General features: G+C 39.0%; 22 protein-coding genes. 16 read left to right on the top strand and 6 right to left on the bottom strand.

Annotated features, from left to right (window positions below; translation table 11 throughout):
- Positions 1–30: 30 nt before the first annotated feature.
- Both R2Q80_RS21510 and R2Q80_RS21505 read right to left on the bottom strand, forming a co-directional pair.
- Positions 31–828 (bottom strand): AraC family transcriptional regulator, encoded by a 798-nt coding sequence (locus R2Q80_RS21510; RefSeq protein ID WP_316801585.1) that lies wholly within the window; start codon positions 826–828, stop codon positions 31–33.
- Positions 829–907: 79 nt separating this feature from the next.
- The gene (locus R2Q80_RS21505; RefSeq protein ID WP_316801584.1) at positions 908–1,783 is read right to left on the bottom strand and encodes an SDR family NAD(P)-dependent oxidoreductase; all 876 of its coding nucleotides are present in this window, start codon (positions 1,781–1,783) and stop codon (positions 908–910) included.
- 141 nt (positions 1,784–1,924) lie between these two features.
- Here R2Q80_RS21505 and R2Q80_RS21500 point away from each other — a divergent pair, with 141 nt between their 5' ends.
- The 6 genes from R2Q80_RS21500 (at position 1,925) to R2Q80_RS21475 (ending at position 5,859) form a co-directional block, all read left to right on the top strand.
- Positions 1,925–2,137, top strand: coding sequence for a hypothetical protein (locus R2Q80_RS21500; protein WP_047798977.1), 213 nt, complete (start codon positions 1,925–1,927; stop codon positions 2,135–2,137).
- Positions 2,138–2,241: 104 nt separating this feature from the next.
- Positions 2,242–2,634: a helix-turn-helix domain-containing protein gene (locus R2Q80_RS21495; RefSeq protein WP_316801583.1), complete on the top strand. Its 393-nt coding sequence runs from the start codon at positions 2,242–2,244 to the stop codon at positions 2,632–2,634.
- Positions 2,635–2,689: 55 nt separating this feature from the next.
- Positions 2,690–3,082: a hypothetical protein gene (locus R2Q80_RS21490; RefSeq protein WP_316801582.1), complete on the top strand. Its 393-nt coding sequence runs from the start codon at positions 2,690–2,692 to the stop codon at positions 3,080–3,082.
- A 363-nt stretch (positions 3,083–3,445) separates the two neighbouring features.
- Positions 3,446–3,748 (top strand): metalloregulator ArsR/SmtB family transcription factor, encoded by a 303-nt coding sequence (locus R2Q80_RS21485; protein ID WP_316801581.1) that lies wholly within the window; start codon positions 3,446–3,448, stop codon positions 3,746–3,748.
- Between the two features lie 12 nt (positions 3,749–3,760).
- Positions 3,761–4,861 (top strand): NADH:flavin oxidoreductase, encoded by a 1,101-nt coding sequence (locus R2Q80_RS21480; protein ID WP_316801580.1) that lies wholly within the window; start codon positions 3,761–3,763, stop codon positions 4,859–4,861.
- A 107-nt stretch (positions 4,862–4,968) separates the two neighbouring features.
- Positions 4,969–5,859, top strand: a complete 891-nt coding sequence (locus tag R2Q80_RS21475; RefSeq protein ID WP_316801579.1) for a pirin family protein — start codon at positions 4,969–4,971, stop codon at positions 5,857–5,859.
- Positions 5,860–5,882: 23 nt separating this feature from the next.
- Here R2Q80_RS21475 and R2Q80_RS21470 read toward each other — a convergent pair whose 3' ends face one another.
- Both R2Q80_RS21470 and greA read right to left on the bottom strand, forming a co-directional pair.
- Complete coding sequence (locus R2Q80_RS21470) at positions 5,883–6,281, bottom strand: HIT family protein (protein ID WP_316801578.1); 399 nt, start codon at positions 6,279–6,281, stop codon at positions 5,883–5,885.
- A 36-nt stretch (positions 6,282–6,317) separates the two neighbouring features.
- Positions 6,318–6,791 carry a transcription elongation factor GreA gene (greA, locus tag R2Q80_RS21465; protein ID WP_047798983.1) on the bottom strand — a complete coding sequence of 158 codons (474 nt, stop codon included), beginning with the start codon at positions 6,789–6,791 and terminating at the stop codon, positions 6,318–6,320.
- 230 nt (positions 6,792–7,021) lie between these two features.
- Between greA and R2Q80_RS21460 the strand changes: the two genes are divergently transcribed.
- A complete protein-coding gene (locus R2Q80_RS21460) occupies positions 7,022–8,905 on the top strand; it encodes a M1 family metallopeptidase (protein WP_316801577.1) in 1,884 nt (627 codons plus the stop codon).
- 49 nt (positions 8,906–8,954) lie between these two features.
- On the opposite strand, the gene R2Q80_RS21455 is transcribed toward R2Q80_RS21460, so the two are convergent.
- Positions 8,955–9,431 carry an OsmC family protein gene (locus R2Q80_RS21455; RefSeq protein WP_316801576.1) on the bottom strand — a complete coding sequence of 159 codons (477 nt, stop codon included), beginning with the start codon at positions 9,429–9,431 and terminating at the stop codon, positions 8,955–8,957.
- A 236-nt stretch (positions 9,432–9,667) separates the two neighbouring features.
- Here R2Q80_RS21455 and R2Q80_RS21450 point away from each other — a divergent pair, with 236 nt between their 5' ends.
- The gene (locus tag R2Q80_RS21450) at positions 9,668–11,344 is read left to right on the top strand and encodes a glycoside hydrolase family 3 protein (protein ID WP_316801591.1); all 1,677 of its coding nucleotides are present in this window, start codon (positions 9,668–9,670) and stop codon (positions 11,342–11,344) included.
- A 75-nt stretch (positions 11,345–11,419) separates the two neighbouring features.
- Positions 11,420–11,623, top strand: coding sequence for a hypothetical protein (locus R2Q80_RS21445; protein ID WP_047798987.1), 204 nt, complete (start codon positions 11,420–11,422; stop codon positions 11,621–11,623).
- 46 nt (positions 11,624–11,669) lie between these two features.
- Here R2Q80_RS21445 and R2Q80_RS21440 read toward each other — a convergent pair whose 3' ends face one another.
- Positions 11,670–12,203, bottom strand: a complete 534-nt coding sequence (locus R2Q80_RS21440; protein WP_316801575.1) for a thioredoxin family protein — start codon at positions 12,201–12,203, stop codon at positions 11,670–11,672.
- 129 nt (positions 12,204–12,332) lie between these two features.
- Here R2Q80_RS21440 and R2Q80_RS21435 point away from each other — a divergent pair, with 129 nt between their 5' ends.
- From R2Q80_RS21435 to R2Q80_RS21405, 7 genes are all read left to right on the top strand, one after another.
- Entirely contained in the window at positions 12,333–12,989 is a 657-nt protein-coding gene (locus R2Q80_RS21435) for a TatD family hydrolase (RefSeq protein WP_316801574.1), read from the top strand.
- 81 nt (positions 12,990–13,070) lie between these two features.
- The gene (locus R2Q80_RS21430; protein WP_316801573.1) at positions 13,071–13,847 is read left to right on the top strand and encodes a tRNA threonylcarbamoyladenosine dehydratase; all 777 of its coding nucleotides are present in this window, start codon (positions 13,071–13,073) and stop codon (positions 13,845–13,847) included.
- Positions 13,848–13,860: 13 nt separating this feature from the next.
- A complete protein-coding gene (locus tag R2Q80_RS21425; protein ID WP_316801572.1) occupies positions 13,861–17,100 on the top strand; it encodes a UvrD-helicase domain-containing protein in 3,240 nt (1,079 codons plus the stop codon).
- Between the two features lie 81 nt (positions 17,101–17,181).
- A complete protein-coding gene (locus R2Q80_RS21420) occupies positions 17,182–20,016 on the top strand; it encodes an outer membrane beta-barrel protein (protein WP_316801571.1) in 2,835 nt (944 codons plus the stop codon).
- Positions 20,017–20,028: 12 nt separating this feature from the next.
- Entirely contained in the window at positions 20,029–22,893 is a 2,865-nt protein-coding gene (locus tag R2Q80_RS21415; RefSeq protein WP_316801570.1) for a PD-(D/E)XK nuclease family protein, read from the top strand.
- A 23-nt stretch (positions 22,894–22,916) separates the two neighbouring features.
- Entirely contained in the window at positions 22,917–23,474 is a 558-nt protein-coding gene (locus R2Q80_RS21410) for a GNAT family N-acetyltransferase (protein ID WP_316801569.1), read from the top strand.
- 250 nt (positions 23,475–23,724) lie between these two features.
- Positions 23,725–24,711, top strand: a complete 987-nt coding sequence (locus R2Q80_RS21405; protein ID WP_316801568.1) for a pyruvate dehydrogenase complex E1 component subunit beta — start codon at positions 23,725–23,727, stop codon at positions 24,709–24,711.
- Positions 24,712–25,162: the final 451 nt, after the last annotated feature.

The following is a 25,162-nucleotide window of genomic DNA, read 5'->3' as shown; positions in this document are numbered from 1 at the left end:
CAACCAGACAATGGTTGAGGCTTTTTTATGTTATAGTTTTGATGGCGCAATGCCGTAAGCCTTCTTAAAAGCAAAAGAGAAATGTGAAAGATCTTTAAATCCAACTTCGAGATAAACTTCAGTAGATTTCCAACCTTTTTCTTTGATCAGGTAGTACGCGTCCTCCAGGCGCTTCTCCTGTATCCAGCGGTTTGGCGCGACATTAAATATCTTGTTGAAATCTCTTTTAAAAGTTGCCAGACTTCTCCCCGTCAGATATGCAAAACGGGCGATATCGACATTAAACTTATAGTGTTTATTCATATAAGCTTCAAGATCGATTTTACCCGGCTCAGAAAAATCAAAGAGTATATTGCTCAACCCAGGATTAATTTGCAATAAAATCATCGCCGCTTCCCTAACTTTTAAGTTCGTGAGCATACTGTTAAACTCATTATTGTTTTCAAGGTAAGGTGATATCGAATCAAAATAGTTCTGAAACAGTCTATTAGGTTCAAACAATATTGCTTTAGGAGCCTTAACCTGTTGCTGTGCAACAAGACTATATTCTTCACTAATGCTTCGTAAGGTTTCCTGATCCAGAACAATTGTAATAGATTTATACACACCATCTTTGGGTGGAAATTTAGTGTACTTCGTCAGTTGATTTCTTCTGAAGAATCTAAAGTCACCAGAATTAAAAATATACTTTTCCTCGCCAATTTGGTTTTCTGATGTACCGGAAATCAAATATCCAAAAACATGGTCGGCAATAAACTGTTCACCTTCACTGCTTTTGTGCGAGTAGCAGCTGTATAAAATATTAGGACGTTTAAGTTCGCTTGGCATGCTATCAAAATTATGAAATAAGCGGGTTATTTGAAATTGTTATGATGAGATCATCCGGGAGAAGATGACCTCATGATAATTATCTATTTGTGAAACTCTTACCCAGACTAGTATCTAAGAAATCTGTAGCAGAATCATGGTCGGTAGATAAACTCACCCCCATCCACTTTTCCATTTCCTGTGTCCTGGTTGTATCTGCATGCTTAAGCATACCGATAGCTTCACTTCCCAGAATGAGGTGCATTGGTGGTTCAGGATGCACAGCAAGATTCACTAACACTTTTGCTGCTTTCACGGGGTCACCAGTGGGGATGAAATCGCCGCTCTGAAAAAATTCACTTCTTTGATCTACCAGATCATATCCATCAATTTTTGGGGCATAAGTCATGGAATCCCCCGCCCAATCTGTACGAAATCCACCTGGCTCCACGCTGGTAACCAGAATCCCCAGTGATTTGACTTCTTTCGCCAGTGATTCTGTGAAACCACTTAATCCAAATTTTGCTGCCTGATAAATGGAAATCCCTGCATTACCCACTCTGCCTCCTACCGAACTAATTTGAAAAATGCGCCCTGACTTCTGTTTCCTCATGTAAGGCAACACAGCTCTGGTAATTTCTATTGGCGCGTATAAATTGGTTTCCAGCTGACTCCGTACCTGATCGGCACTAAATGCTTCGGCAGCCCCCACAATTCCAAAGCCCGCATTATTCACCAGAACATCAATCTTACCGAAGTGGGCAATAGCAGCTTCTACGGTAATCGCTACCTGATTATAATCGGTCACATTTAAGGTTAGTGGATAAATCAACTCCCCGAACTTTTCAACCAAATCATCCAACATGTTGGTGTTTCTTGCTGTAGCGACTACCTGATCGCCCATTGCCAATACTTCTTCTGTTAAATTCCTTCCCAGTCCGCGGGAGGCTCCTGTTATAAACCAAACTTTTTTCATAATTATCTTTTTTAATTGAATCAAAGGTATAGCAATATGAAAGCTAAAAGTTTGTTTGAAAGCTCAAAGTACTTTGCTTGAAAGCTCATTTAAAGTGAACCTTTTTGAAATAACAATGTTGTTAACTACAAACTAAATGTTATGGCAAAAACGAAAAAGAAAGCTGTAAAGAAAAAAGGCGGCAAGAAAAAAGACAAAAAAAAGAAAAAAGGACTTAAGAAGAATAAGTTAGGGGTCAAAAATTCACTGGTTAATAACATCAATGCCCGTAAGAAGAAAGGAAAATCGAGGTCGAAAAAGAAATCGAAAATTAGTAAAAAGGCTTATAAAAAAATGAAAAAAGGCTGGAAGTGACCTCGGTAAATTACTCAAATCAGACAGAATCAACGTGCTATCAATTGGGTATTAGTTTACTGAACGATAGCAATATTCGCTCAGAAAGCTATTAACTTTGCCGCATGGCATTTGGAAAAGAAAAGCATACAAAAGAAAGTTGCAGCGCAAGCCTGAACGCGGTTAAGGATGCGCTGTATGTTTTAAACGGAAAATGGAAATTACCTTTAATTCTGAGTTTACAGGATGGCCCCAAACGGTTCAATGAAATTCAAAAATCTTTGGGAGAGATTACTCCGAAGATTTTATCAAAAGAGCTGAAAGATCTGGAGCTAAACGAATTTGTCATCCGCAAAGTGTTTCCAACTACGCCAGTTACCGTTACTTATGAATTAACTGAATATAGCGGCTCTTTGGATAAGGTGATTGATGAGCTGAGAAACTGGGGTATGCAACATCGCGAAAGACTTGTTGCGAATAGGAAAACGGAGGTAACGCTGGAAGATGTAATAGCCTGAAAAGCTAAAATCTGATAATGATTATTTTAGGCTATCTTTGCACAAAATAAAAGCGATGGCGGTATTACATAAAAAAGAAGAGAAAATTCAGGCAGTGCTGGGTAGATTGCCTAAAAAATATACAGACGAGCAATTTGTGGAAATGTTTATCAGACTTTATTCAAAGGACTGGGGCAAAATTAAATCGGCCTACATTAAGCAGTCACAGGATAAAGAACCCGGTACAGTAATCAACATGCCTAAACCTGAAATTTACTTAAAACAGGTTTTAGCAAATTATTTGCAACAGGCAGATTCACCTAAGATTGAAGAAGTTGAAGTTGTAGAAAAAACTCCAGTTGCTGAACCTAAAAAAGCTAAAACAACAACTAAAAAGAAAGTTGATGGTGAAGAACAGGTTGTAGAACCCAAAAAGGCTAAAACAACAACCAAAAGTGGAGGTTATTGAGGAAACAGGTGTTGAAGTAAAAAAAACAAAGGCCCCGGTGAAGAAAAAAGCTGAAGTTGCTGAAGAAGCTCCCGCAGTTGAAAAAAAGCAGAAAACCGCAGCGAAGAAGACTGCAGAAAAAAAATAAAAAAATTTAGCCATAATATAATAAATTATCCTTTTAGGTGTTTATACATATGAGAGCGTTAATTTAGATGACGGGGATAGGTCGGTATGATTTATCCCCGTTTCTTTTTTTAGGTCGTACCCTGCTTCCATATGCCTTCCTTTTTGAAACCTCACAGCTTAGGGCCATTCACCATTTTTTTGTAATCTTTCTACTGATAATTGGCATATCGGGAAAAGTCGATATACATTTGCAGTATGGATCAAGTAGAAATTTTTAAGGCTTTATCAAACAAAACCCGTTTACAGATCTTGAACTGGCTCAAGGCCCCTGCAGAAAACTTTCCGGATCAGCCTAATGCAGACTTCGAAAATGTGGGTGTTTGCGTAGGTCAAATCCAGATGAAAGCAGGACTCTCACAAAGTACCATTTCCGAATATCTATCCATCCTGCAACGTGCTGATTTAGTTTCCGCCACCAGGGTTGGACAGTGGACTTATTACAAACGGAATATGGAAGGTCTTGAAAAATTAAGTGAAATGATTAACACAGAATTATAAATAGCAACAAATATGAATACAGATAGTTTATTTAAGCCTTTCAGCTTAAAATCATTAAACACAAAAAACAGAATTGTCATGGCGCCCATGACCAGGTCTTTCTCTCCAAATGGGATCCCAACCGATGTGGTTGCAGAGTACTATGCGAAGCGTGCGGCTGGTGAAGTAGGACTGATCTTATCAGAAGGTACAGTAATCAATCGTCCTTCTTCTTCTGCCGATCCAAACATTCCTCATTTTTATGGTGAACAAGCCCTGGCAGGATGGCAAAAGGTAATCAATGATGTTCATGCAGCGGGTGGCACGATGGGTCCTCAAATCTGGCATCAGGGAATATCTGCCAACCATGCTTCAGGATGGTTACCCAGTTCTCCATTCGAAGGTCCCTCAAGCTTAAACAGCCCTGGCTTCGAAAACGGAGTTCCAATGACAGATGCCGCTATTGCTGACACCATTGCTGCTTTCGGTCAGGCAGCATTTGATGCTAAAGCACTTGGGTTCGATACCGTTGAAATCCATGGTGCTCACCAGTATTTAATAGATCAGTTTTTCTGGGATGCAACCAATAACCGTACAGATATTTATGGGGGTAAAACCTTAGCCGAACGCACCCGCTTTGGAGTTGAGGTAATCAAAGAAGTTCGTAAACGTGTTGGAGAAGATTTCGCAGTTATCATTCGCTTGTCGCAGTTTAAACCTGCAGCATATGATTTCAAACTGGCCAAAAATGAAACCGAAATGGAACAATGGTTAACGCCGTTAGCCGATGCAGGAATCGACATTTTCCATTGTTCACAACGTAGATTCTGGGAGCCGGAGTTCGAAGGCTCAGACCTGAATTTCGCAGGTTGGGCTAAAAAGATTACCGGGAAGGCAACCATTTCCGTAGGATCTGTAGGTTTGAATGGCGATTTCTTTGGTGCCTTTGCAGGTCAGAGTTCTGAGCCAAGCTCGCTAGATGAATTGGTACGCAGAATGGATCGTGGTGACTTTGATTTAGTTGCTGTTGGCCGTCCGTTATTATCTGATCCGAACTGGGTAGAAAAAATTAAAAATGACAATTTTTCAGAATTGAAAGGATTCAGCAAGGAAGCATTGGCTGAACTGGTTTAATACTATTTCCCATTATAATTTTAAAAAGCACCTCATAAATGGGGTGCTCTTTTTATTAATCACCATTATAAAATTTTCTTAAATTCACCATTTCAAATCCATATCGTATGTCAAACATCTCACTCATTATTGAAGAAAGGCCGGCAAACATTGGTAACTTCATGGTTGGCAGGCTGCTGCCATTTAGGGAAAAACGAATGGTTGGCCCATTTGCTTTCATCGATCACATGGGCCCAGCTGCGATGAGTGACCATGAAAACCTGGATGTACCTCCACATCCACACATTGGCTTATCTACATTAACCTTTTTATTTGAAGGGGAAATTGAGCACCGCGACAGTTTGGGAACAGATATTATTATCAAACCCGGGCAGGTGAACTGGATGACTTCTGGCAGTGGTATTGTTCACTCAGAACGTACACCGCCTTATTTAAGACAAACGGACAAAATGCTTCATGGTTTACAAATTTGGGTAGCCCTGCCAAAAGCACTTGAACAAATGGATCCTGAGTTTTTTCATGTTGAGCAAGAAGATATTCCCAGCTGGCATCAAGATGGGGTAGATATTAAATTAATTGCCGGTGAAGCATTTGGCCGACAATCACCTGTTCCTGTATATTGCCCGCTTTACTTTATTGAGATAAAAAGCACAGGCCGACGAAAGTTAAATATCGGAAGTGATCTGTTTGGTGAAAGCGCTTTATATATACTGGAGGGAGGCATTGAAAGCGATGGACACCTTTTCCAGCCACGCTTGATTCTTGTGGCCAATGATGCTAAACTCTGCGAGTTTACAATACTGGAGAACACCACCATCTATATATTTGGTGGACATCCATTTCCTGAAGAGAGATTTATATATTGGAATTTTGTAGCTTCTGACAAAGAAACCATCGAAAGGGCTAAACAGGACTGGTTAGAGCAAAAGTTCAGACCTGTGCCAGGTGAAACAGATTTTGTACCGTTGCCCAATCAAAACCCATATTTAAAAAAATAATGCGGGCATTACCCGCATTATCATTATTCTTCTAACAAGGCCTGCCTGATTTTTTCGGCAGCTGCTGTAAGTTCCTCCGGAGTTGGATTAAGTTTCTCTTTGCTGAAATCCATATCACTCACATTGTTCATAGGAATTAAATGAATGTGGGCATGTGGAACTTCCAATCCAATTACTGCCACCCCAACTTTCTTACACGGAAAAGCAGTTTTAACCCCTTTTGCTACAATTTTAGCAAACATCCACAACCCTACGTATAAGTCTTCTTCCGCATCAAAAATATAATCAACTTCCACTTTTGGAATAACCAGCACATGGCCGGCTGTGAGCGGTTGGATATCTAAGAATGCTAAATACTCCACAGTTTCAGCTACAACATGTGCGCTGATTTCGCCGGAAACAATTTTTGAAAATATACTCATAAAGGCTGGTAGGTTTTTAAAAGTGGAACTTAGTAATTATCTAGATATCTCAAGCACTTCGAACTGCATTTTGCCAGCAGGCACTTCAATTTCTGCAAATTCACCAACCGACTTCCCAAGTAACCCCTGCGCAATAGGTGATTTAACCGAAATCTTTCCGGTTTTTAAATCAGCTTCACTTTCGGCTACTAATTGATAAGTCATGGTAGCCCCGTTTTTTACATTTTTTATCTTAACAATAGACAATGCTAACACCTTGGATAAGTCTAATTTAGATTCATCTATTAAGCGTGCATTAGCTAAAGTATTTTTTAATTTTGAGATTTTGGCCTCATGCAAACCCTGCGCTTCTTTAGCCGCATCGTATTCTGCATTTTCTGATAAATCACCTTTATCTCTCGCCTCAGCAATTGCTTTCGATATTAGCTGACGGCCCGTTGTAGTTAGATAATGAACCTCTTCTTTTAGTTTATCTAACCCCTCTTGTGTATAGTACGTTACCTCTGTCATTGCTCTATTAATTTTTATTCAAACGCTATAAAAAACAAACAAGACTACATAGTTGGTTTCTACATAGTCTTGCTTCAATTATAACGAAGATAAAATGCGGAAATTACAAAAGCAAATAAAAGATCAAGATTTATAAGTTTTCATGATATTACTCTCCAACGTAACATTCAATAATACAGTCATTCAAAATTCAATCATTAAGTTTATTTTAGCTGAAATTATTCGAAAAAATGAAAAAATTATTTTCACTCGCCCTTCTAATCAGTTTGGCAGGTTACACGGTTTCTGCCCAGGAACTTTACATGCCTAGAAACATCAAAGCGGCTTATTTAAAAGGTACCCGTTCTGCAAACGGAAACCCCGGCCCTAATTATTGGCAAAACCATGGCCGTTACAACATGGATATAAAAGTCGATGCGGAAACCAAGGTGGTGAGCGGAGATGAGGAAATTCTATATAGTAATAACAGTAATGATACCTTAAAAACACTGGTCATACGCTTTGTAAATAATTTGCACAAGCCAACTGCTCCAAGAAGCGGAGCGGTTAGTGAAGATTTTTTAAGCTCGGGCTTAAACATCACCTCGTTTTCTGTAGATGGCGAGCGCTATAAAATAGATAGCAAAGACTGGGGAACAGTGGGAAGCGTCAAATTAAAAAAGCCGCTTAATCCTAAGTCAAAAATTACAGTGAAAATCGGATGGGACTATCCATTATCCAAAGAAAGTGGTAGAGAAGGACAGATTGATCCAAACTCATTCTTTGTGGCTTACAGTTATCCACGTATTTCAGTATACGATGACTATAATGGGTGGGACCGTATCCCTCATACTGACAGGGCTGAGTTTTATAATGATTTTAATGATTACGTATTTTCCATAAAAGCGCCAAAAAACTATGTGGTTTACGCCACCGGTGATTTCCTAAATCCTGATGATGTTTTGCAGCCGGAAATTTCTGCCCGCTTAAAAAAATCCTACAACACTGATGAGGTGATCCATATTGCCAGTGAACAGGAATTAAAGGATGGTAAAGTTACTGCACAAAAAGACTGGAACACATGGAAATTTAAGGTAGATCATATTACTGATGTTACCTTTGCACTAAGCAATCACTATGCCTGGGACGGAGGAAGCGTAATTGTTGATGCAAAAACCGGACGCCGGGCAAGTGCACAAGCAGCTTACAATCCAACCACAGGCAAGGACTTCTTAAATTCGGTGAAGTATAATATCAATGCATTGTCGTGGTTCTCCAACAACTGGCCAGGCATTCCTTATCCATATGCGAAAACAATTGCTTTCCAAGGCTTCGCAGACATGGAATACCCAATGATGGTTAATGACTCCCAATTTGGCGACCCTGTTTTTGCACAGTTGGTGCAAGACCACGAGGTTGCGCACACCTATTTTCCATTTTATATGGGCATCAATGAAACCCGTTATGCTTATATGGATGAAGGTTGGGCTACTACATTTGAATACTTAATTGGCATCGCTGAACACGGGAAACAAGCAGCGGATGACTTTTATAAAAAATTCAGAGTGAACAACTATATTAATGATAAGTCGACGGAAGAAGATCAGCCCATTATTTCGATGTCGGATCAGGTATCTGGCGCTGGCTATGGAAATAACTCCTATGGCAAAGCTTCATTATCTTATCTGGCCTTAAAAGACATGTTGGGCGATGAGCTCTTTAAAAAATCACTTCACCATTATATGAACACCTGGAATGGTAAGCATCCGGTTCCATGGGACTATTTCAATTCCATGAACACCGGTTCAGGCCAAAACCTAAACTGGTTTTTTAGAAACTGGTTCTTCACCAATAACTATATTGATCTCAAACTGGAATATACCAAAAAGAAGGCGGTAAATTCACCAATGGTAGTTAGAAATGTTGGAGGTTTCGCCATTCCTTTCGATCTGTTAATTACCTATCAGGACGGTAAGGTAGACAGAATCCACTATACACCTTCGGTATGGAAAAACAATCAAAGTGCAATTTCATTAGTAGTCAAAAATAACGGAAAAGCGATGAAAAGCATTGCACTGGATGGTGGCATTTATATGGATGCTACTCCAAAAGATAACGTCTACGAGTTTAAATAATTCAGTTGGCAGTTTACTGGTTAATAAAACCTGTAAACTGCCAATTCGATCAACTGTTCTCCGCTTTAATTTCCGGATTATGTTTAACCGGAAAGTTAAGAGAATTAGCAATAAAGCACATCTTATTTGCTTCGTGGTGAAGCGAGTGTGCCAATTCGAGATGTGCCTGATCAGCAATTAACACTTGTGGATGCAAGGTCACTTCTCTGAATTTACCACTTCCGTCCGATAATTCCTCCATTACACCTACTGCCTCATCCTTGTAGTCGATGACCACAATTTCGTTTTTTGAACAAAGATGCAGATACCAGAGCATGTGACAACTTGATATGGATGAGAGTAATAAATCTTCGGGGTTATACTTTGACTTATCACCCAAAAAAGCGGAGTCGGAAGAGCCCGAAATATCAGCTTTACCTTTTACAGAAATCACATAGTCCCGATCGTAGGATCTATAATCCATTGTTCCCGAGCCTTTATTGCCTGTCCAGGTAATGGTGGTTGAATATTGATGATCTTTCGGCATAATAAATTGGTTAGATTGTTTTACCAATTTAAACATTTACTTCAAAATAATAGCAACATTTCTAATTTATGATACTAAAGGACGGGCCTTTATCGTGGTTTTTTCATTTCAATTGCAACAACTAATTGTATTAAATTAATTACTTGGATTGGTTTTTGATTATTACGGTGATTACTTATTATTTTAGCTGAATCGCATTACAACAAAACAAAGTGAAAAAAAATATATTCCTAATGATGTCCTTAGGCCTTGCTGCGCTATCGGCAAATGCCCAGAAAAAGTCTTACCTGGAAATGCTGGCCAACCAGCCTAAGTGGGTCGATTCTGTTTTTAACAAACTGAATAGAAGAGAGCGCATTGCCCAGATGTTTTTCGTTCGTGCACATACGAATTTAGGTCAGAAATATATCGATTCTGTGGGTATGGTCATCAAAAAAGAGCAACTGGGTGGTGTAATTTTTTTCCAGGGGGGACCAGTAAGGCAAGCCCGTGCTACAAATGCGTACCAAAAGGTTAGCCATGTTCCTTTGATTGTAGCTAACGACGGAGAATGGGGTTTGGGCATGCGCCTGGATAGCACGATATCCTATCCTTATCAAATGACACTGGGTGCAATCCAAAACAAAGATCTCATTTATAAAATGGGGCTTGAAGTTGCCAAAGACTTCAAAAGAATGGGAATGCAAATGAACCTTGCCCCTGATGCAGACATTAATAATAATCCCAAAAACCCTGTAATCAATTACCGTTCATTCGGTGAAAACAAATTTAACGTGGCGACCAAAACCGCTACCTACATGAAAGGCATGCAGGATGGTGGCTTGCTCACTACATTGAAGCATTTTCCAGGCCATGGAGATACAGACGTAGATTCGCATTACGATTTGCCTCAACTTACCTTTACTGCCGCACGTTTAGACAGCCTTGAAATGTATCCTTTCAAAGAAGTGATCAAGCAAGGTGCATCGGGTATCATGATTGCCCATATGAATATCCCATCCTTAGATAACACCCCTAACTTACCCTCTACCCTTTCCAAACCTATTGTTACAGGCATTCTGAAAGAAAGACTTGGCTTTAAAGGACTGGTAATTTCAGACGCGATGGATATGAAAGGCGTAGTAAAGTTTTTTAAAGACGGTGAGGCTGATGTGATGGGCATTGTTGCAGGCAATGATATACTTGAACTTTCTGAGAACAGCGAGCGGGCCGTAAAGCTGATTCGACGTGCTATCAGACAGGGGCGAATCAGCATGAAAGATGTAGATATCAGTGTACGGAAAATCCTAACGGCAAAATACTGGGCGGGCTTAACTCAAAGAGATACCGTTCTTGTAAAAAATATTATCCCTGAAGTAAACCGCACCGCGAGTAATGCATTGGTGCAGGAACTGGCAAATGCTTCAGTTACCTTGTTGAAAGGGAAAGATTATATTAAAAATATGATTCCCATTAGAAGAACTGCTATCATCAGTATAGGCGTTACCGGAGTTACACGGTTCCAAAAGGAAGTATCTAAGGGATTTTATAATTCTGTTTATTATGTTTTAGACAAAGATGCTACAGCAGCTCAAATTTCGAATATTGCCCGTGAAGTTGCAGCCTTCGATCAGGTAATTGTAGGCATTCACGATAGCCGGGCAAGGCCTGCAAATAACATCCCCCTAAACACAGGGGTTAAAAATTTCATTAAAGAATTATCCGGCAAGAACACGGTATTTGCATTATTTGCCAACCCTTATAACCTGGCTACGCTACCTGGATTGGAAAACAGTAAATGCCTGGTTGTTGGTTATCAAAAAGAAGATTATATGCAAATCTCGGCTGCAGCAGTTATCAATAACCGTTTAATTCCAGCTGGAAAATTACCCGTAAGCATTTTGCCAAACTTTAAATTCGGTGACGGGTTATAATCAATCAAAACAACCAATTATTTTTAAAACAATTCGGGGCCCAAAAACATTATCTATTCATAAAAACTCAATGCCATGATAGACCCAGAAGAAGATAACTATTCAAACGACCCTAACGATGCTTTACGCAGAGAGGATGATACTGAAAACATCAATGAATTAGAAGGAGATGATACTAGTATCGAACATGATAAAGACATGCTGGAACAAGCTGATGAAGCTTCCAGACCATCCTACGAGCTCAATCTTGATGATGAGCCAGCAGATTTGGAGGATTAAAAAAGCCGCGGGGATAGACCTAAATCTAAGCCCTGCGGCTTTTTACTTATTTAGACTTTGGTTTGTAAGAATCGGGGTCTACTGCGGCAAAGGTCCAGCCTTTAAGAAATGAGTTAATCTTTTTCACATCGTGACCCACTTTCTTTTTTCCGTTTGCACCAATTTCATCTGTTTCCAGATAAGATGAATTCTCTATATGTAGCACTTTGCCTGTTCCATCCAGTACCACAAATACAGGATAGCCGAAACGGTTAGGAAAGCCGAGAACTTTCATCGCTTCATCATTGTGATGATCCTTATCCCAATTCACCAATAAAAATTCATAGTTATCATTAATGGTTTGCTTTAAAGAGGCGGTAGTATCAACTAAATTGTGAAAAGCGATACACCAAGAACACCAGTTTCCTCCCACCTGTACTAGTACATGTTTCTTTTCCTTTGCTGCCTTTTCGGTTGCGGCTTTTATGTCAGCCAAAGCGTTGGCTTTAGGATTATAAATCTGAACAGGCTCTTTTTTATCCTGGCTAAATGCCGAAGTGGAAATGAATAAAGCAGCTAAAATAATAAGTAGTTTTTTCATGTGAAAGGATATAGTTACTGCAAATGTAATAAAGACTAGTACTTTTATAGATTAATACTGAATTCTTTACAGAAGAGATACATTACGGTACCCCGGCATTTTTTTGAAAAAACCTATCTTTACCTATTAATGGATTTTCTAGATGTACATACGCATCAAAGCGGTAAGAAAAACGGGGTAACGAGCATCCAAAGTTTATCTTTGACAAGCGATATATTTTTGGCCATGCCTAAAACAAAGCCGATTTCAATCGGCTTACACCCGTGGTACGCCAAACTGAATCAACTGCCGCTTCAAATGAGGTACATGGAGGTATTAGCCAAACAGGACAATGTTAAACTCATCGGCGAATGTGGACTGGATAAGCTAAAGGGTGAACCATTGCATAATCAGATCTCTATTTTAAAAGAACAAATGCTTCTCGCAGAGAAGATTCAAAAGCCGATCATCCTGCATTGTGTAAAAGCCTTCTCAGAACTGATGGTACTTAAAGAAGAACTGCAAATGAAAATACCCCTAATTATTCACGGCTTTAATAAAAACCAGCAACTAGGTAGGCAGATGCAGAATAAAGGTTTTTTACTCTCCTTTGGAAGTGACATATTAAAGTCCGGTTCGGGTGCTGCAGAACTGGTAAAGAACAGCACACAATTCCTTTTAGAAACCGATTCTGCGGAGACTTCAATTGAGCAGATTTATCAGGCTGCAGCGAATTTAAAAAAATGTTCGGTTGATGAATTAAAAGCCATTATTTTTACAAACTGGAAAGAACTAAACTTACTTTAGGAACAACCAGGAAAACTAGCTCACGAAAGGAAACGTTAATGTTGTACCATTCGTGATTTATTGACAAATAAATACAATGATATGTCTGACACAACCTGGCTCTCCCGTTCCGCTCTTCTCGTTGGCAATGAAGGAATTGACTTGCTTCAATCGAAACATGTTTTAGTAATTGGCTTAGGAGGAGTTGGCTCCTTCGCCGCAGAATTTATTTGCCGTTCGGGCGTTGGTGAAATGACCATTGTAGATGGAGATGTAGTTGATCCAAGTAATAGAAACAGGCAATTGCCGGCGTTGGCAACAAACCATGGTGTTGGTAAGGCATCAATTATGCAGGAACGCTTGCTAGCCATCAATCCGGATTTGAAATTACATGTAATTAATTCATTCCTTACCCCTGATAAGTGCAGGGAAATTCTGGAAGTTAAATACGACTATGTGATGGACTGTATTGATAGCGTAATGCCAAAAATGACGCTGCTCTCTACTGCACTGGAGAAAAACATCCCAATTGTTAGTTCAATGGGTGCAGGAGGTAAAGTCGATCCTACTAAATTAAGGATCACTTTTCTTCCAGATACTTATCAATGCGTTTTCGCCAGTTATGTGCGTAAACGACTCAACAAACTCCCAAACCTGGATAAGGTAAAGGCGGTTTTTTCTACCGAAGAAGTAAAACGGGATTCCCTGATATTAACTGATGGAAGTAATTTTAAACGGTCTGCATATGGCACAATTTCTTACCTGCCAGCAGCATTTGGTGGCGCTTGTGCGTCCGTAGTCATAAGGGATTTATTGAATATTCCCTATCCAATGGAAAAACGGCCAGCCAGAATAAAGAAAAAAGTTAAGAAAAAATAAACATCAGGAATTTATGCCAAAACCCCTCAAAATTCTTCAGGCCTCTGCAGGTTCTGGTAAAACGTTCAGTTTGACTGCACATTACCTTACATTGCTGTTTAGCGGGGAAAATAAATACCGCGAGATTCTGGCAGTAACCTTTACCAATAAGGCCACCGAAGAAATGAAATCAAGGATTTTAGAAGTCCTTGTAGGCCTGGCACAGGGAAATCCCTCAAAAAAAATTGAGGATTACAGAAAGCTGGTTCTGGCAGCGTACCCTGAGATAAATGCAGAAGGTTTAAAGCTCAAAGCCGATAAAATTTATCGCAAAATCCTCCATGATTATAGCCGTTTTTCAGTCAGCACCATTGATGGCTTTGTGCAAAAGGTTATTCGGGGCTTCGCTTTTGAACTGGGTTTAAACGCCGATTATAATTTAGAAATGAATTACGATAAGGTTAAAGATGACCTGGTAAACAAACTGGACGAGGCCTTAACCGACAACAAGCAGCTTTTACAATGGATCATTGACCTGGCACTCGAACGTATTAGCGACAACAAAAGCTGGAATTATAAAAGTGAACTTTATAACTTAATAGGGGAAATATTTTCAGAGCGGTTCCAGATTTTTGAATCTGCAGTAGAGGAGCTTGGCGCAGAAAACATTGATGAACTCTTTAAAAAGTATATCAGTGTTACCAAAGAAGAAATCAAGAGATTTGAGGGTGAATTCGTTCAGCTGGCAACTGATGCACACGAGGCATTAAATGTACTTGGGGTAGAAAATGAACACCTGAAAGGCAAATCCAGAAATCCGCTTACAAAGTTAATATTAGTAGCCAGAGGAGATTTTTCGAGGATAGAAGCTCTCTTTAGTTTAATTGATGAGCCTGAGGAATGGTTTCAAAAAAACGCCTCTATACCAGAAGTTTATGAAACAATTAACCCCATATTGCATAAAATAAAAGATCATTTCCTTTCTTACTTACCGGATTATCAACTGGCAGTTGCGTTCAACAAAAACCTTTACTACTTAAGGCTGATGCAGGAAATCGCTGTGTTGTTAAAAGAATATCGGGCAGAAAATGATAATTTGCTCATTAGCGATGCCCAAAAACTGATCTCCGGGATTACTGATGATGCAGGCGAGAACCCCTCATTTATATGGGAGAAAGTGGGTAACAGGTATCGTAATTTTCTTTTCGATGAGTTTCAGGATACCTCCACCAGCCAGTGGGGAAGCTTTAAATCGCTACTAACCAATGCCATTGCCACCCCAAGTATGGATTTAACAGATCACCTGATTGTGGGAGATACCAAACAATCCATTTATCGCTGGCGAAATGGTGACTGGAATATCCTGCACAAACATGCTAAAACCGATGTTGGTATGCATAATGTGTTAGAGGAAAGTCTGGAAGAAAATTACCGCAGCACCGAAAATATCATCACTTTTAATAACGTTTTATATAAAAGTATTCCGTTAACACTACAAAATGAATTGAATCAGAATTTAGCTGGCAAACCTGAAAGTATTTCTGCCTGGTGGAATACAGAGCACTATAATTCGATTATCACAGATATTTATGCTGGATCGACGCAAAATTTTGCGGCCAACACCTTGAAGGGTGGAACAATTAAGATCAAAAAGTTCGGCAAAGAACAGGCTCCGGAAGATACACGGTTCAGTGAGACGGTTTATCGAGATCTTGCCCTGGATGATGTAATAGCAGAAATCTTTTATTTAAAAGATCAGAAGCATTACGCATTGAAGGACATTGCCATTTTAGTGCGTTCTAATAGTGAGGCGCTATTAACGGTGCAAAAGCTAATGGAGTTCAACTTGCCTGTTCTTTCTGGCGATGCCCTGTTAATTTCAAATAATTCTACTGTTAAACTGATTATCAACACGCTGAAAGTTTTGATCGGACTGGATGCACAAACCGCTCTTTATAAAGCAAACTGTATTGCCCTCTACCATTCTTTACAAAATAAAGAGGCGAATGCGAATCACTATTTAAATCTCACTCATACCTCACTATCTTCCTTATCAAATGTATTGCCTCCATCACTTTGCGAACACTGGCAATCCTGGCTCCAACTTCCGCTGCCCGAACTCGTTGAGATCCTAATTGAGGCTTACGATTTAAAGCGGCTAAGCCAACACCTGCCTTATCTTTTAGCATTCCGCGATTTAACGGCCAACGCAGGAAAACTTGGTGAAAAGGGCATTATCGCTTTTCTCAGCTGGTGGGATGAAGATGGTATAAAAAAATCACTTCCATCTCCCGAAGGTGCCGATGCGATTCAAATCATCACCATCCACAAATCAAAAGGTTTAGCTTTTCGTGCTGTATTTGTTCCCTTTTGCAACTGGGAAGTGAAAGGAAAAACCAACTCAACGTTTTGGGTCTCATCAGAAAACACTGCTTATAAAGAACTTCGGGGCATTCCACTAAAATACAACAAGGATCTGGCCGACTCTTCAATTGCCAGGGCATATTATGAAGAATTGCTTTATAATAACATGGATGCACTGAATATGCTCTATGTTGCCACAACCCGTTCCAAAGATTTCCTTTACATTGCCACTATGGCCAAAGCTGAACCTAAAGGAAATAAGGAATTGAACCTTTCGAACATGGGTGATGTGATTAACTTCACTTTCGAAGGACAGTTTGATGAACATGGCGTTTACGAAATTGCAGACTATGTAACAATTGAAAATAAAACAGAAGAAGCCAATTTTGTTGAGCTGAGAAATTACCCCACCACTTCTCGTTTGTCGGAACTCTATTTGCCCTCAGCTGAGAAGAATTTAAAACACCTGATCAATATTGAAAAATCAGGAAGAAAAGGTTCCTTACTACACGATATTCTGGCAAATGCCAGCAGCGAGAAAGAGGTTGCAGATTATGCTTCAAATCTGGTATTACAGGGTATTATCAAAGAAGAAGAGGTTCCAAAACTAACCACATCATCGCTCGAAGTTTTAAATCATGCTGAACTTCAGGAAATTTTAAATAAGGCAACTTCCAGCATTACCGAAAAAAACATTGTCGATGCACAAGGAAAACTTCATCGTCCGGATAGGGTGCTAATCAATGCCAATGAGGTTATCATTCTGGATTATAAATTTACACTCGAAAAAAGCGACAGACATATTGAACAGGTCTTAAAGTACAAAGCCTTGCTTTCTGAAATGGGCTACAGCAACGTAAAGGGCTATTTATTTTATGCAATTAACAAAGAATTAAAGCCTGTTATCTAGTTTAGCAAAATAATGCGTTATAGTTGTGGAAAATTACTAACCGAACCATCTTAAGCTAAATGCATTAATAATAAATCCTCATTGAAAAATTTTCTGCTCTTAATCTCTCTCCTGTTGCTATTAGCTTATACTCCAAGCTTAGCACAAACGTCCTGTGATATCAAAGGAAGTGTTACTGACTCTACAAAAAAAGCAATAAGTGGTATTACCGTCAAAATTACCTTTGGTAAAGACTCATCCTACACCACCACTGATGATAGGGGAAGTTTTTCCTTTTTTAAAATAAGTGCAAAAAGTATTCTCTTGAACGTAGGGGGTATTGGGTATAAAAACTATGCGGCAAAATATACGATTAAACCCGACATGTCTGAAATTGATGTGGGCACAATTATATTGAAAGGTGGAGAAATTAGCCTGGAAGATGTAGTGATCAAAGCTAAGCCAGTGGCTATAAAATACAAACAGGATACCGTTGAATATGATGCGAATGCGTTTCACATTCAGGAAGACGACCGAGTTAGCGATTTACTCAAGCAGTTGCCCGGGGTTGAAATTGATGAAAATGATAACGTCATTGCAATGGGTAAAGGCCTGACGAAACTTCGTGTCAACGGACGTGATTTTTTCACAAATAATGTCAAGGATTTCATTTCAAAACTCCCGGCCGGAATTGTTTCCAAAATACAGGTAATTGATGATTTTGGTGACCAGGCAAATTTTACAGGAATAAAAGTTGGCGAATCGCAAAAGATGCTAAATATTGTTACCAAGCCAGGTATGGATAACGGACAGTTCGGCGGTTTTGCTTTTACCGGTGGTACCAATAAGCAAATAGGCGGAAATGGAAACGTTAATCTATGGAATGCCACTAAACAGAGCAACGGTAACATTGGCTATAATGTAGCGGATAATGGTGCCGGCATTTCCGAAAACCGGAATATTGGTTTTAGCCATAGCGATAAACTGAAAGATAAAGGCAATTTCGGGGTAAATTATAGTTACCGTGGCGGGACCAATAATGCAACAAATACTCAGGCTGTCGAAACCGTTAGTTCTTTGGGAAAATTAAATAGCCAGATTGAAAACCGTTCCTCTTCCGGCAATAACGGGCACAATTTTTCCCTTAATTACAATCAGATTTCCAAGAAGGTTTTTTTATTAAGTTCAGCCAGCTTTGAGACCAATAATTCCCAATCGCAGAATAATTCATCAAATTTACAAACCGGTTTCACCAGGCAGGATTTCATCAACAATACCCGGGGCAACAACCGCAGCCCTTCATTTCGGACCAATCTTGAGTTTTCTAAGAAGCTTACGAAAAACACTTTTTCAGGAAACTTTTCCTTTTCAAGCTCATCTAACCAATCTGAACAAAATGTAGTAACCAATACACTGTATTACAATGCTGGCGGAAATTTAGAGAAAGATTCTTTGTTAAACCGGACTGTATATAATAAAGGTGGCAACAGGCAATTTAGTTTTGGGCTAACCTATGGCATCAGTTTGAAAAAAGACACCTTAATGAGCAGAAGCCTTAATTTTAGCTATCGTGGATCTATCGGTGTAACCAATAGCGATTTGCAGACTTTCGTACTTAATCCATCCACCTTCAGCTCAACAAGGGTTGATTCATTAAGTGTATTGACAAAAAACTCAACACTAAATCAATCTCTGGACTTGCGATATTATCAAACGGGTAAAAAGGGTAGACTGAGTATAGGATTGAATGCACGGCCAAATCTGATCCGTAACGAGTATCCGGAAGAGGGTAGTACTTATAGTAATAACTACATTAATATCTCACCTACTTTTAGCTATTCAAAAACGTTTACCAGCACAAAATCATTGTCGGTAAATTACAACGGCCAAAATAATAACCCAGGTATTTCGCAAATGCAACCAGTGAGAAACACGCAGAATTTACAGAACATTGTGATCGGTAACCCTGACCTAAAATCATCTTTCAGCCATTCTGTTTCTTCAAACTTTAATTATTTTGGTAAAAAAAGCGAAATCTCGGTCCAGAGTGGACTTGCCTTTAGTGCTACGCAAAATGAAATCGTCAATAACATCATTTTGATTCCTGATACACTTGGTGCTTACAAGCAGGAAACACGTTTTGAAAATGTGAATGGAAACTACAATGTGAGCATAAACTACAATATTAATATCCCTTTTAAATCAAGAAAATATACCATATCCATTGGTGGGAATGCCGGAAATTCCCGTAAAACCGCTATTGTGAACAGTATAAGGAGTTTCAATAAGGGGTACAATATTTCTCAAAATCTTTCCGGAACTATGAACACTAAAAAACTGACCACTACAATAAGTATGGGCTACAATATGGACACCAATAACGATAACAATCTGAATGCTTTTAGTGCCGGTCCGACCAGTTATAACCTTTTACTCAATACAGGTCAATCGTTCATCAAAACAGAAGGTTATCAGGCTGGTTTATCAAGTTCGTTGAAGCTAAAAATTCTAAGAATTAGTCTCAATGGCAGATATAATACCAGCAAAAATAACAATAACAGCAGCACAACATCCTTGCAGGTGAATACACAAATTCACAACTTTAACTTTGGAGCATCAGGCACGGCAACATTATTTACATCGTATTATCTTAACTTTAGCGCAAATAAGCAGATTACAAGAGGTTATAGTTTTAACAATACAAACCCTTTCATCATCAATCTGGGTGCAGAAAAAGCATTTTTCAAAAGTAAAGTATTAAGCTGCAGTATTAACGTAAACGACTTGTTGAATCAAGGTAATAACATTTCGCAGCAGGTGTTAGGCAATTCTGTAATAGAAAGCCGTAGTAATCAGGTCACCAGGGTCGTGACCTTTGGATTAAATTATAATATTTCGAGATTTGGAGGAAAATCTTTTAGATTACGAAAGGACTAATAAATATTTTTGATGACTACATTTTTACAAGAAGTTGCTCAGGATTTAGTTGGCAGATTTGGTAATGAGCTGGAAAACTGTGCGATAGTATTTAACAACAAAAGGCCTGCAGCCTATTTGCAAAAGCATTTTGCTGACATTATTGGCAAGCCTTTTTTTAGCCCTTCTTTTTTTACTATTCAGGAATTTTTCGCTGCTTCAACAAATTACCGGATCGCTGATTTTTATCTTCAGTTCTTTACCTTGCATCGAATTTATAACCAACTTTTGGTTGAAGAAAAAATCGAGACGATATCAAGTCATAAATTCTTCCCCTTGGCGAAAATCATTTTAAGTGACTTTAACCAGATTGATACCGACCTGGTTGACGCCCAAAAGCTATATCGTGACCTGGAGGATATTTCTGTCATTAGTCAGGACTTCGACTATCTAAGCGCAGAGCAGTACCAGTTCCTATCGCAGTTCTGGACATCTTATTCCGAAGGAAAGCATAAAAAGCAGCAGGAACTGTTTATTAAGATGTGGCGGAGAATGCCCAAACTGTACCACAAATTCCATAGCAGATTAAAAGAAATGGGCTACCTGACCAACGGTTCGGTTTATCGCCATTTGGCTGATGACATTACAGCTCATCAGGAATTCATTGCCAATTTTGAGAAGGGGAAGATCATATTTGTTGGTTTTAATGCATTAAGCAGCGCTGAGGCGAAAATATTCATGCAGTTGCAAGAATCTGAAAGGGCAATATTTTATTTCGATACAGACGCCTATTACTTGGACGACCCATCTCAGGAAGCAGGTTTATTCTTGAGGAAAAATTTAAATCAGCTCGGAATCAGAAATGTATTCACTAACCAGGAAAGCCTGATGAAAACTGCTCAGCATCATGTGAATGTTTATAAGGTTCAGGGCCAGTCTGCGCAAGCTAAAATATTAAACAATATTTTAGAAGAAGATTATACGAATGGAGAAAGCATAGGAAAAACTGTTGTTGTACTTGCTGATGAAAGCCTGCTTATTCCAACCCTGCAAACCATTCCGAGTAGCTTCGGTGATGCTGCTATCGATCTGAATATCACAATGGGTTTTGCCCTTTCTACCTCCAGCATTTATGGCCTGGTGGATCTTTGGCTAACCACTCAGCTGGAAATTATACACAACAATAAAGTTTCATACAAAAATGTTGAAGCTTTTCTAACCCATCCCCTTACAGGTTTAACACAAAAAATGCGGGATAAAATCCTGACCGCATTACTGGATGAGAATCAGGTTGAAATCGATCATAAACGCTTATTGCGGCAAAACGGTCTTTTCGAGGTATTTTATAAAAAGATTGAAGAACCCCAATTTGTTATTACGCATTTATTGGATGTGCTGGACTTCGTGCTCACCCGGTTATCAAACGCAAAAATGCTAAAAAAAATCGATGCGGAACTATTTGTGAAAACAATACAGGAGCTGAACCGCTTGCACGATACCTTTAGTCACCACATCAGCAAAGAGGAAATTCCCTTCGTAATTTACCTGGTTCAGAAGTCCCTGCAGGCTATTGCAGTCCCTCTGTCAGGCGATCCTTTAAATGGCATTCAGGTAATGGGGCTGCTGGAAACCCGAAATCTGAATTTTGATAAAGTGGTGATTCTGGGATTTAACGAAGGAATAATCCCTAAATCATCCATCGGAAATAGTTTTATTCCTGATTCTATCCGCAGGGTTTATGGATTACCCGTATTGGAAAACCTGGATGCTATTTCATCTTATATGGTTTACCGTTTACTGCAAAGGGCAAAAAATATCAACTTTGTTTACAACAGCTTAACCGATGAGTCCACTTCAGGTGAGGCCAGCAGGATTTTAAAGCAATTGGAATATGAGAGTGGTTTCAGTTTCGCCTATCACGAGTTAAATTTAGATGTTAAGACAGAAGAGTTCAAAGAGGTAGCCATAGAGAAACAGGGAAATGCATTTATTCAGGAAACCTTGCAGAAGTACCTCAATAAAAAGAAAATTCTTTCTCCATCTGCATTGACCCAATATATATCCAATCCTATAGATTTCTTTTTTAATTATATCGCTGGTATTAAAGAGCCGAAAGAAATAAGCGCAGTTGTAGAAGCGAACGAGATTGGCTCCATCTTGCATAAGGTGATGGAATATTTTTATGATGATTTAAGGTTTGCGGAAATTACTGCCGAAAAAATAAAGGAACAACGGAAAAAACTTCCTCAAATGATTCAGAGGGCTTTCAATTCAGTCATGTTTAATCACCCCGACCTGGTGATGGAATATAAAGGCATGCAAAAGGTTATCCTTGCAATTGTTGAGGCATACGTGAATATTATCTTGAATCAGGATATCTCCCAAACGCCGTTCAACATTATTAGTCTGGAGCAAAAGGTTGAAGCTGAAATTTCCTTTCCGCTAAATGGCCGGGAAGAAAGCGTAAAAATATTCGGTTATATTGACCGCGTTGACGTTAAAGACGGAGTTACAAAAATTGTCGACTATAAAACCGGAGGTGATAAACTCGCTTTCAAAGATGTAGATGAATTGTTCAATTCCGATGGTAAGCACATAAATAAAGCATTGATCCAAACATTGCTTTATACCTACGCGTATGAACAATCATCGGGTAAAACCCACGTTGAACCTAATCTGTATATCGTGAAAACGATGAATGACCCTATCTATGGCGGCGTTTGGTTTAAATCCAACAGGCAAATATTAAAAGGCGATTTCCTTGAAGAAATTAAACCGCTTTTTTTAGCAAAATTAAGGGAGAAACTTTCTGAACTATTTGGCGCAGCTTATTTTAAAGTGAGTCAAATTCCTGATAATTATAAATACTCGATATACAAAACCTTGTTTGGGAAATAGATATGATAACTAATTTTTAAAAGATGTTAAAGCTGAATTTTACGCAATTCCCTGTTTTAGAAACCGACAGGTTAACACTTCGGGAACATGCCATTTCAGATGCACGGTTGTTATTTGAGATGCGTACCAATGAAATGGTCATGAAATACATCGACCGGGAAAGACCGAAAGACATCATGGAGGTAAAGACATTCATTACGGCATTTAATGAAGGATTTGAAAATGGCGACAACCTGGCATGGGTGATTGCTTTAAAAGAAAAGCCGGATGAAATGATCGGTTCTGTTGGCTACTGGAGAACAGACCTGGCCAATCACCGCGCTGAAGTTGGATATATGCTTCATCCCGATTATTGGCGTAAGGGGATTATCTCTGAAGCCCTTAAGTGGGCAATAAATTTCGGATTCGAAGAAATGAACCTGCACACGATAAAGGCGAACATCAATGTAGAAAATGATGCCTCAAGACAAATGTTACTTAAACATGGCTTCAAACGTGAGGCAGTTTTTCGTCAGGATTATTATTTCAGGGGGCAATTTTTAGACAGTGAGATTTATGGTTTAATTAATCCACATCATTAAGATGAGTGCAACTGACAAATGCATTTTGGTGATGATGTTTCGTAAAACTGGTGAATGTTGATAGAAAAAACAGCTTATTACAGAGGTAACAGAATATTATTTCAGTATTTCTGAAAATCAGGCTAAAAACTTATTGATCAAGGTTCAAAAATCCTGTTTATCAACCATAATTATTACAAAATAGAGGTATTATTGCCTTTGGTTTCAATGCGATTAATAATTATATTTGCCACCGTTATTAAAATTTACAATGAGAGAAATCCAATTTAGAGAAGCACTACGCGAAGCCATGAGCGAAGAAATGCGTAAAGATGACCGCGTTTTTTTATTAGGTGAAGAAGTAGCAGAATATAACGGAGCGTACAAAGTTAGTCAAGGCATGCTTGCAGAATTTGGTGCGAAACGCATTATCGATACCCCGATTGCCGAATTAGGTTTCGCAGGTATTGCAACAGGTGCTGCAACAGCAGGCCTTATTCCAATTGTGGAATTTATGACATTCAACTTCTCATTGGTAGCTATCGACCAGATTATCAATGGTGCGGCTAAAATTTTATCAATGAGTGGTGGTCAGTTCTCCTGTCCAATGGTTTTCCGAGGCCCTACAGGTAACGCAGGTCAACTAGGTGCACAGCACTCTCAAAACTTCGAAAACTGGTTTGCAAATACCCCAGGTTTGAAAGTTGTCGTTCCATCTACTCCATATGATGCAAAAGGATTATTGAAACAAGCTATTATCGATCCGGATCCGGTTATCTTTATGGAGTCGGAAGTGATGTATGGCGATAAAGGTGATGTTCCTGCAGAAGAATATTATATCGAATTTGGTAAAGCAAACGTCACCAAGCAAGGTACTGATGTTACGATCGTAACTTTCGGAAAAATGCTGACCCGCGTTGTGAATCCAGCTGTTGAGGAATTGACTAAAGAAGGCATCAATGTAGAGGTAATTGATTTACGCACCGTTCGTCCGATTGATTATGATACAATTATCGAATCAGTAAAGAAAACGAACCGTTTGGTTGTTGTTGAAGAAGCATGGCCTTTGGCTTCGCTTTCAGGTGAAATTGCTTTTATGGTTCAGAAAAAAGCTTTTGATTATTTAGATGCTCCGGTTGTTCGTATTACCTGTGCAGATGTTCCACTTCCATACTCTCCTACCTTAATAGCAGCAAGCTTACCAAATGCTGAAAAAGTGGTAAAAGCAGTAAAAGAAGTAATGTACGTAAACAAATAATTACTACGTTGTCAATCTTTTTGAAGATATCAAAATAAATGAATCCCCTGGAAACACCAGGGGATTTTTTATTGGCTATCGAAATTTAACTAATCCAGCAAATAAAAAGCTAAGTGTATATTCTACACTATGACTGCTTAATATGGAGCAAAAAAACAACATAGCTTGCAACAAATAACATACAATACAGCCCCCGTTAACACTCCTTAACATCTGTCTCAAGATAATTACACACTCCTTTTGGGGGTAAAAACCTAATCAATACCCTATAAAACAATGAATTAAGGCAATCGCATTCAACATAAACTGCCAAAATAAATCAATCGATTGATTAAATGACAGAATTTGGACGATCTTATTTTTTTTAGGCTTTATTTTTGGACAGAAATCGTTACAGTCAAGAGTCAAATTTTGACTACGTTTTCAATCCGGAAATTAAATTTAACACACA

The organism is Pedobacter frigidisoli, from assembly GCF_032678525.1.
Taxonomy (GTDB): Bacteria; Bacteroidota; Bacteroidia; order Sphingobacteriales; family Sphingobacteriaceae; genus Pedobacter; species Pedobacter frigidisoli_A.
The sequence above is the reverse complement of the archived record's forward strand: the minus strand, read 5'-3'. Positions and strand labels throughout refer to the sequence as shown.